The organism is Streptococcus suis (assembly GCF_016743335.1).
Lineage (GTDB): Bacteria > Bacillota > Bacilli > Lactobacillales > Streptococcaceae > Streptococcus > Streptococcus suis_Y.
The window spans coordinates 35077-43506 of sequence record NZ_WCJE01000016.1 but is presented as its reverse complement, the minus strand read 5'-3'; the positions used below and the strand labels follow the sequence as shown (position 1 = coordinate 43506).

Annotated in this window: 11 protein-coding genes; all 11 read left to right on the top strand. The window is 43.9% G+C overall.

All coding sequences use genetic code 11. The features are described from left to right. The first annotated feature begins 46 nt into the window (after nucleotides 1–46). The 11 genes from F9856_RS06295 (at nucleotide 47) to F9856_RS06245 (ending at nucleotide 8430) form a co-directional block, all read left to right on the top strand. Nucleotides 47–502 (top strand): terminase small subunit, encoded by a 456-nt coding sequence (locus tag F9856_RS06295; protein WP_328708146.1) that lies wholly within the window; start codon nucleotides 47–49, stop codon nucleotides 500–502. Then, nucleotides 483–1820, top strand: coding sequence for a terminase (locus F9856_RS06290; protein WP_419248127.1), 1338 nt, complete (start codon nucleotides 483–485; stop codon nucleotides 1818–1820). Before F9856_RS06295 ends, F9856_RS06290 begins: the two co-directional genes overlap by 20 nt. Before the next feature lie 12 nt (nucleotides 1821–1832). Then, the gene (locus tag F9856_RS06285; protein ID WP_202106083.1) at nucleotides 1833–3389 is read left to right on the top strand and encodes a phage portal protein; all 1557 of its coding nucleotides are present in this window, start codon (nucleotides 1833–1835) and stop codon (nucleotides 3387–3389) included. Nucleotides 3390–3523: 134 nt separating this feature from the next. Then, nucleotides 3524–5272, top strand: coding sequence for a phage minor capsid protein (locus F9856_RS06280; RefSeq protein ID WP_202106081.1), 1749 nt, complete (start codon nucleotides 3524–3526; stop codon nucleotides 5270–5272). Nucleotide 5273: 1 nt separating this feature from the next. Next, nucleotides 5274–5510, top strand: coding sequence for a hypothetical protein (locus F9856_RS06275; RefSeq protein WP_202106080.1), 237 nt, complete (start codon nucleotides 5274–5276; stop codon nucleotides 5508–5510). Between the two features lie 54 nt (nucleotides 5511–5564). Next, the gene (locus F9856_RS06270) at nucleotides 5565–5807 is read left to right on the top strand and encodes a hypothetical protein (protein ID WP_202106079.1); all 243 of its coding nucleotides are present in this window, start codon (nucleotides 5565–5567) and stop codon (nucleotides 5805–5807) included. A 174-nt stretch (nucleotides 5808–5981) separates the two neighbouring features. Then, entirely contained in the window at nucleotides 5982–6569 is a 588-nt protein-coding gene (locus F9856_RS06265; RefSeq protein ID WP_202106078.1) for a hypothetical protein, read from the top strand. Between the two features lie 15 nt (nucleotides 6570–6584). Next, nucleotides 6585–7484 carry a capsid protein gene (locus F9856_RS06260; RefSeq protein WP_202106077.1) on the top strand — a complete coding sequence of 300 codons (900 nt, stop codon included), beginning with the start codon at nucleotides 6585–6587 and terminating at the stop codon, nucleotides 7482–7484. A 13-nt stretch (nucleotides 7485–7497) separates the two neighbouring features. Continuing rightward, complete coding sequence (locus F9856_RS06255) at nucleotides 7498–7722, top strand: hypothetical protein (protein WP_202106076.1); 225 nt, start codon at nucleotides 7498–7500, stop codon at nucleotides 7720–7722. Further along, a complete protein-coding gene (locus tag F9856_RS06250; protein WP_202106075.1) occupies nucleotides 7715–8092 on the top strand; it encodes a hypothetical protein in 378 nt (125 codons plus the stop codon). The genes F9856_RS06255 and F9856_RS06250 overlap by 8 nt, the downstream gene beginning before the upstream one ends. Next, nucleotides 8092–8430 (top strand): hypothetical protein, encoded by a 339-nt coding sequence (locus tag F9856_RS06245; protein WP_202106074.1) that lies wholly within the window; start codon nucleotides 8092–8094, stop codon nucleotides 8428–8430. The genes F9856_RS06250 and F9856_RS06245 overlap by 1 nt, the downstream gene beginning before the upstream one ends.

The following is an 8430-nucleotide window of genomic DNA, read 5'->3' as shown; positions in this document are numbered from 1 at the left end:
AAGTCACACAAGCGTGTGGCTTTTTTTGATTGGAGGTGGTGGAAAATTGACGAAACTCACTTTAAAACAGAAACGCTTTGCCGATGAGTACATCATCACGGGAAACGCTTATAAGTCGGCAATTGAAGCGGGTTATAGCAAGAAATATGCAAAGGCTCGTTCGTCTGAATTGTTGGAAAATATCGGAATAAAATCCTATATAGCAGAACGAATGCAACAGTTAGAATCTGAAAAAGTTGCGACACAGGCAGAAGTCTTATCTTACTTGACTTCCGTCATGAGAGGAGAGCAGACGGAACAAACCCTGCGAGGCCTTGGAGAAGGAGTTCAAATGATAGATGATATTGAGGTTAGCGCAAAAGACCGAATTAAGGCAGCAGAGCTCCTTGGCAAGCGTCATAGACTTTGGACGGATAAAGTTGAGGCTGATGTAACTGTCACCGAATCTCCAAAATTTGACGATATTGTTAGTCAGCTGGGAGGTGACGGTCTTGAAGAGTAACTTTCCTTTGTCTCAAAAGTACATCGACTTTTGCAACACATTTAAAGACGTAGATGCAGATTTCCTAGAAGGTACGACGGCAGCTGGAAAGACGACTGTTGGTGTCGGTGTTAAGTTCATGCGGGCAGTTAGCCGAAGCAAGAAGAAGTTTCATATTATTGCAGCTAAGACTGTTGGTGTCGCAGAAAAGAATATCATCAACCAGGATAATGGTATCTTGGATATTCATAGAAACGCCCTTTATTTTGGAAATGGTGATAAGGATTTCAAACTACCGCATATCAAGTTCGAGGACAAGATTATCTATGTCTTAGGCTATGATAATAAAGAAAAGTGGAAACTGGTTCTTGGTGGTCAGTATGGCTGCGTCTACATTGATGAGGTGAATACAGCAGATATTGAGTTTGTCCGTGAGCTGTCTACTCGTAATGATTATCTTATGGCGACCCTGAATCCGGACAATCCAAATCTGCCGGTCTACAAGGAGTTTATCAATCGTTCACGACCTTACAAAAAATACGCGGACGATGTTCCGCAGGAAATCATGAAAGACTTAGTTGAACCAGAAGTGCCAACATGGCGCTACTGGTTTTTTACATTCAACGATAACAAGAGCTTGAGTGCAGAAGACATCGAAAAGAAAAAGCGCTCAGCTCCAGTTGGTACAAAGTTGTATAAGAATAAGATTTTAGGATTGCGAGGAAAGGCAACAGGTCTAGTATTTGTGAACTTTGACAGGCAGAAACATCTTGTCCCTTTGTCAGAGGCTATGAAGCAGACCTTTGTTAAGTTCAGTGCAGGGCTTGATACTGCGTATTCATCACAAAGTCCTGACACGATTGCCATGTATTTTCTAGGGATTACGGACACAGGGGCGGTCTATATCCTTGATGAAGAGGTCTACAATAACGCAGAGCGGGAAATACCAATCGCACCATCTGACACTGTTGTGAAGTTCATTGCTTTCTTGGATAAGAACGTGGGGCGGTTTGGTTTCTTGCGTGATGTCTTTATTGATAGTGCGGACCAAGCAACGATTACAGAGATGAATAAGTACAAGCAATTGCATGGTTCGATTTACAATTTCATCGGAGCTTACAAGAAAACTAAGATAGTTGACCGTATTAACTTTCAACTTGGTTGGATTGCGGAAGGGAATTACCTGGTATGTGACCACTGTGTCACTCATATCAACGAGCTAGAGACCTACGCCTGGAAAGAGGATAAGGATGAACCCGAAGATGCGAGCGACCATACGATAAATGCTTGTCAGTATGCATGGCTTCCCTACACAACACTAATCGGACGAAAGGAGTAAGATTTGGGACTAATGGACATGATTAGAAATGGCTTGAAGAGCTTCTTGCAGATTGAGGCTGCGCAACCGCAGATGATTACCATCACAGAAGCGTTGACCTTTGAGTCAAACGCCTTAAAAAATAAAATTTGGTACAGGGGTGATTCGTTTGAGTTGAAGCAACTCTATGAGCAACTACCGAATGCAGACTTGCTATTTTGGGGCGCTAAGAGTTCCCAAGGAATGGAGATTCGTAAATTGCACACAGGTATCCCCGGTTTGATTGTGGATAGGCTAGCAGACATCACCATGGCAGATCTCAACGACCTAGAGTTTACCAATCCACAACATGAAGCCTTGTGGAAAGAGATTGATAAGGACAATGCTTTTAACAAGCAACTCGAGAAAGCTATTAAGGAATCCTTGGTTGTCGGCGATGGTGCCTTTCGCATTTCTTTTGACAAGGAAGTCAGTCAACTGCCAATTGTCGAGTGGGTGTCAGGAGACCGTGTGGACATTGTTTACAACCGTGGGCGTTTGAAAGAAGTTGTATTCAAAACACCATTCACAGAGCGAAACAAGCACTATATGCTCCTTGAGACCTATGGTTACGGCTATATAAAAACCGAGCTGTACGAGGGGCGCACGTTGCGAGCGTTAGGTTCAACGGACTATGCCAAAGATTTAAAGGATTATGAGTTTGATAAGGCTGTCATGCTTTGTGTACCTTTTGCAATCTTCTCATCGAACAAATGGGAAGGTCGAGGCCAGTCTATCTTCGACAGAAAGGCGGATAGCTTTGACAGTTTAGACGAGGCATGGAGCCAATGGATGGACGCGCTACGTGCAGGGCGGACCAAGCAATATATCCCAGATTGTTTTATTCCTCGTGATCCAAACACTGGTGCAATCATGAAGCCGAATAGTTTCGATAATCGCTTTATCAGAACTGACGCAGATATGCGTGAGGGAGCGAAAAATCAGATTGAGTTGCAGCAGGCAGCGATTCCACATGACAGCTACTTAGCTACTTATGTGACAGCTCTGGATTTGGCTTTACAGGGACTTATCAGCCCGTCAACGTTAGGAATTGATGTCAAGAAGCTAGATAATGCGGAGGCTCAACGTGAGAAAGAAAAAGCAACACTCTACACTCGTAATGCAATCGTAACGGCGCTAGAGGAGTTCTTGCCTCGTTTGATTGGAATGGTCATCAATTCGCAAAATGTGGCTATGAAATCCCCGATTGAAGAGGTGGATGTCACAGTGCCGTTTGGAGAATACGCTAATCCGTCATTTGAAAGTCAAGTTGAGACAGTGTCCAAGGCTAAAACTGGTGGCATTATGTCAATTGAAGCAAGTGTAGAGGAGTTGTACGGTGATTCTAAAGATGAAGACTGGAAGGCTGAGGAAGTAGCCCGCTTGAAAGCAGAGCAGGGCTTTGCGGAGGCAGAAGAACCCGTCTTGAATCAATCGTTGGATAATTTCAAAGTGGAGGAAGAAGATGACTCTGAAAATAGTGACGATAGGTCCGAAGATCTACCAGCTGTCGAAAAAGGAAGTGGAGGGACTGCTAAAGATAGCGAGTGAGAATGTCGCTTTTGGCATTTACGCAGTCGAGAAAGACAACAAGATTGAGATGCTCAATATTCATTCTCAAAGTTGCACAGCCCTAAAACGACAAGCCCGCAGTTTCAAGGCGAAAGGTTTCAAGGTATATCAAAATGGCTTATGATGTATCGAAAGCCTTTCAGAGAATCGAAGAAGAGCTGCTGTCGTCTATGATTCGTAACCTCAAACGCCATAAAGCACAAGAAGCAGCAGAAGGCTTTGAGTGGGAGCAGTGGCAGGTCGCGCAGCTAAGAGAGCTTCAGCGCTTCAAGCGAGCTAATGCGAAGAAATACGGCAAGGAGTTCGCAAAGATTAACAGTCGGATTGCTTCAGCTATTCAGGTTGCACATCGAGAGGGCATGGATAGTGAGGAGTTGGCTATCTTAGAAGCGATTAGGCAAGGTCTTGTGTTACCTGGACATGGCGATGGGCTGACTGGCTCGTTCTTTGGTATCAATGAGCGCAAGCTGAACGCTCTCTTGAATGCGATTGAGTACGACATGAAGGTCGCAGAGCATGCGATTCTACGCTACACAGATGACCAGTACAGACGCATCATATTTGATGCGCAGGTTGTGGCTAACACAGGCGCAGTTACCTACGAAAAAGCGATCGATATGGCGACCAAGGACTTTCTCAGTCGAGGGATTACCTGTATCCAGTACAAAAATGGAACGCTGGTTAATATCGTGTCGTATGCGGAAATGGCAGTCAGGACAGCGACTAAGCGTGCGTATCTGATGGGAGAGGGCTTGAAGCGCCAAGAATGGGGCATTAGCACCGTTATTTTGAACAAGCGCACCAACGCCTGCCCACTCTGCATGCCTTTTGAGGGTAAGGTCTTAATTGACGATGTATGGAGCGGAGGAAAAGCTTCGGACGGGCCTTATCCGCTTCTTAGCTCTGCGATAGCAGCAGGGCTGTACCACCCACGGTGCAAAGATAAGCACACGACCTACTTTCCAGGTATCAGTTCAGAGCCTGAGAAGACCTTCACTCGGTCTGAACTAGAAGACATCAAAGAGCGCCAGCGTTTAGAAAATAGGACACAGTATGCCAAACGGCAGGAGCAGCGGTTTGGTAGACTGACCAAGTTTAGTCTTGATCCAGAGAATGTTCAGCACTATTCAATTCGAGAACAAGAGTGGAAAAAGCAAACAGTCCTATCTCGGAAAAAGTTAGAAACCTTTGAAAAAGAAAAGGGTTATAATCTTGATAAATCGCTTGATAACCTTGATGATGAGGTGTATAATTATATTAAAGGTGAAGATAATATCCAAAAAGCTATTGCTGATTTTGGAAAAATTAGCGATGAGCAAGCTGACCTGATATACGAAGAACGTCGCGGTGATGGGGGCGGATATATCAAAACAATCAACTCATTTAATATAAACAGAGCGCTTAGACCAGGTGGAAGCATGGACATTCTTACGGACGATGATTGGGATGTGATGGCCGCCTTGGATGAGGTGATTGAATCCAATGTTACACCATACAATATCCGAGGATTGAGGAAGGTTAGTTATGATTATCTGGATTCATTCTTGGCAAATACAGACGTTCCAAAAGGTACAAGTTTATCGGAGTTAGCAGAGAATATTAATAATCTGAATAACCATACTTACTTTGAGTTAGCATATAGTTCTGTAAGCGTTGATCCCGATAAAAATGTTTTTGAAAATAGACGAATTTGGCTTGATATTGAAGTTCCGAAAGGCACAAATGCTTACATGTCTAGCAATTTAATGGAAAGTGAGTTTATCTTAGGGACTGGTACAACTTTTGAGTTGAAAGGGTCATCTGTTGCGCAAGATAAGTACGGCGACTTATTGAAAATAACATTAAGAGTAAAGGAGAAATAATATGTCTTGGGTTAAAGGAGTACCTGACGTCACACCGTTGGACTTTACCTATGTTACCGATGAGCAGATGGTAACGATGAATCTTAATATTCAATTGACTTCGGTTGAAGAGTGCGAACAGTTCGAGGCAGAACTGAAACGTCGTGGCCTTGAAGAAAAAAGGAAGTATTTCCAAAGAAATTTCACTAATCTCGATAGAGATAAGGAAGCAATGCAAAAGTTTTTAGATAATTTATAGCACCTAGAGAAGTCTAAGTGCTTTTTTGTTACAGAAAATAGAAAGGAGGTCGTTATGAACAAGCGTATCAAGAAAAAACGTGAACTGATCGAACAAGTTCAAGGAACTAAAGAAGCCGTTGATATTGCATTGAATATCATTAAAAGTCTACTTGATGAAAACGCCAAACAGGCAAATGAAATTACTGAACTTCGTTCCATCGTCGAACGCAACGCACAGGCTACTAATTCAAGATTTGACAAAATCGAGAAGCAAGTGGCCAACAGCCCTGCCAAGAAACCATTTTGGAAACGTTGAGGAGGTGGTCCAATATCTTGACAGCAGGAAAGACTGCTCGAAAATACTCTAAATTACTCAAAACTGGTCGAAATCGACTAGTTTTCTTTTTGCCCGAAGGCGTAAAACTACGTGGAGACACCAGCGTCCATAACTGAAATAGGGAGACACCCTAAAAACTGAAAGGAGAACGCTATGTTCGCAAAACCATTATTTTTCCACGACGCACCGACAGACACAGGATCTATCGGTGGTCAAGACCCGTCAGCTCAATCTCAACCTGCTAGCACTCCTGAGATTGACTATGACAAAATCGCAAGTATTGTAGAGGGTAAGCAAAAAGTTGCAGAAGAGACAGTTCTAAAGAACTACTTCAAGCAACAGGGCTTGAGTGGCGAAGAGGTGGCAGAGGCTATTACAGCTTTTAAAACGCAGAAAGCCAACTCAATGCCAGATGTCGCAAGCCTCCAGCAACAAGTCCAGCAAGCCCAGTCGCTGGCTCTCCAAGCTACTTTAGAAAAGAGCTTACAGTTGGCGGCGGTTGAAGCTGGACTACCAACATCTAGTCTGCCTTATGTACTGAAGCTCGCAGACACAACAAACCTAACGCTTGAATCGCAAGCAGAAGATTTTAAGGCGGCGATTGAAAAAGTGCTAGAAGACGTTCCAGCACTGAAACCTGAAAAGTCAGAAACTACTGGCTTCCAACAAGTTGGGTCAACAGGAAATGCCCAACAAACGACTACATCGGACTTACTAAGTGCCGCTTTTGGAAACAAATAGAAATGAGGAAATTACATGACAGTTTACAACTACGTTGAACAGTTCCGCACTGAACTACAACAAAAATACGCACGAGAGTTGACCTCTCATGACTTGTTCTTGTCGAACCAACAAGTCACTTTTATGAATGCTCAGACCATTAAATTGCCAAACATTACAGTGTCTGGCTACAAGGACCATTCACGAGCTACGACAGGCTACAACTCCGGTAATCTAAGCAATGAATGGGAGCCAAAGAAACTCGAACACGACCGTGATATTGAGTTTGCGATTGATCCAATGGATGTCGATGAAACCAACTTGATTTTGTCTATGGCCAACATTCAAAACACCCTTGAGACGGAACAAGGGATTCCTGAAAAAGACAGCTATGTCTACTCTAAGCTTTATCAAGAAGCGATGACTTATGCTGCTAACGGCGCGACAATCGCAAATGACGCATTGACTGCTGAAAATATCTTGACGCTATTTGATGACGCCATGGAAAAAATGGACGAGGCTTCTGTACCAGCGGAAGGTCGTGTGCTATATGTGACGCCAGCCGTGAATAAGCTCTTTAAGCAAGCCAAGGACTTGCAACGTGTCCTAGGTGTGACAGGTGGTAATGGAAGTGTGAGCCGTTCTATCTACGACATTGACGATGTGACCATCAAGGTCGTGCCTTCTGCTCGCATGAAGACCAAGTACAATTACACAGACGGTTGTGTACCAGCTTCAGACGCTAAGCAAATGAACTTCATCTTGATTCATCCGTCATGTGTCATTGCTCGTGAGAAGTATTCTTACATCAAGGTCTTTACCCCTGGACACGATTCCCGTACAGCAGATAACTACCTCTTGCAGTCGCGCTTTTACATGGATGCCTTCCTTATCAAGAATAAGGCAACAGGTATCTACATCAACGCGGTAGTGTAGGGAGGGATAGCGTATGGCGTATGTAGCTGAAAAAGGCAACAAGGTCTATGACATCGACAAGAGTCAGATTGAAGCGTATGTAGCACAAGGCTTTGATATTTTGGAAGACGGCAAGGTCGTAAAATCAGGCACTGGTAAGTCTATCAGCGCTGAGGAATACGACAAGGTTGTTGAAGAAAACAAGAAACTGAAAGCTGAAATCAAGAAGCTGAAACAAGTTGCTAAGGCTGGTGAGTAGGATGTATGCGGATGCGACTTACTATCTTGGCGAATACCTTGGTACTTATCAAGGTAACGACTTAGAAATGCGACTGGATCAAGTGACAGATAAGGTGGACAGTCTGACTTTCAATCGAATCAAGGGCGTAGGATTTGAGAATCTTACGTCTTTTCAACAGTCGATTGTCCAAAAGGTCTGTTGCCAGTTGCTTGATTTTGAAGTTGAGAATGCGGATTTACTCGCTACAGCAGTCTCTAGTTACAGCATCAACGGTGTGTCAATGCAGTTTGGGGATAGCTGGAATGTGGTGACCATGAATGGGATTGCCATGAACCGCAGTACCTACGAGCTGTTGCGACAGACTGGATTAACAGGGAGGGCGATTTGATGAACTATCCACAGCTTGTCTTACCTCGATTTTGTAAGACACCGATTACCGTCACGGTACATCAAGAGGGGGTTTCAGAAGATGGAGAGCCGCTAGTGGCTTTCACTGCGGACCTTTTTTGTAACTATCAGGACAGTGTGAAGACCGTTTTGACCGAGCAAAAAAAGCTAGTTCAGATCACAGGCTCTGCTTACTTTGTCGGAGATATTGCACCAGAACTTGCTACATTAAGCGGTGGCTTTGTGGAAATCTTCGGGGTCAAGCGCAGGATAGAATCTAGTCGCAAGGCTCGCAATCCTGACGGCACTGTCAATTATACACAGCTTGGATTGGAGTAA

What these genes read in the sequence shown, in the direction of transcription:
- F9856_RS06285 (WP_202106083.1), top strand. Translation starts at nt 1,833, where the DNA reads ATGGACATGATTAGAAATGGCTTGAAGAGCTTCTTGCAGATTGAGGCT.
- F9856_RS06280 (WP_202106081.1), top strand. Translation starts at nt 3,524, where the DNA reads ATGGCTTATGATGTATCGAAAGCCTTTCAGAGAATCGAAGAAGAGCTG.
- F9856_RS06275 (WP_202106080.1), top strand. Translation starts at nt 5,274, where the DNA reads ATGTCTTGGGTTAAAGGAGTACCTGACGTCACACCGTTGGACTTTACC.
- F9856_RS06270 (WP_202106079.1), top strand. Translation starts at nt 5,565, where the DNA reads ATGAACAAGCGTATCAAGAAAAAACGTGAACTGATCGAACAAGTTCAA.
- F9856_RS06265 (WP_202106078.1), top strand. Translation starts at nt 5,982, where the DNA reads ATGTTCGCAAAACCATTATTTTTCCACGACGCACCGACAGACACAGGA.
- F9856_RS06260 (WP_202106077.1), top strand. Translation starts at nt 6,585, where the DNA reads ATGACAGTTTACAACTACGTTGAACAGTTCCGCACTGAACTACAACAA.
- F9856_RS06255 (WP_202106076.1), top strand. Translation starts at nt 7,498, where the DNA reads ATGGCGTATGTAGCTGAAAAAGGCAACAAGGTCTATGACATCGACAAG.
- F9856_RS06245 (WP_202106074.1), top strand. Translation starts at nt 8,092, where the DNA reads ATGAACTATCCACAGCTTGTCTTACCTCGATTTTGTAAGACACCGATT.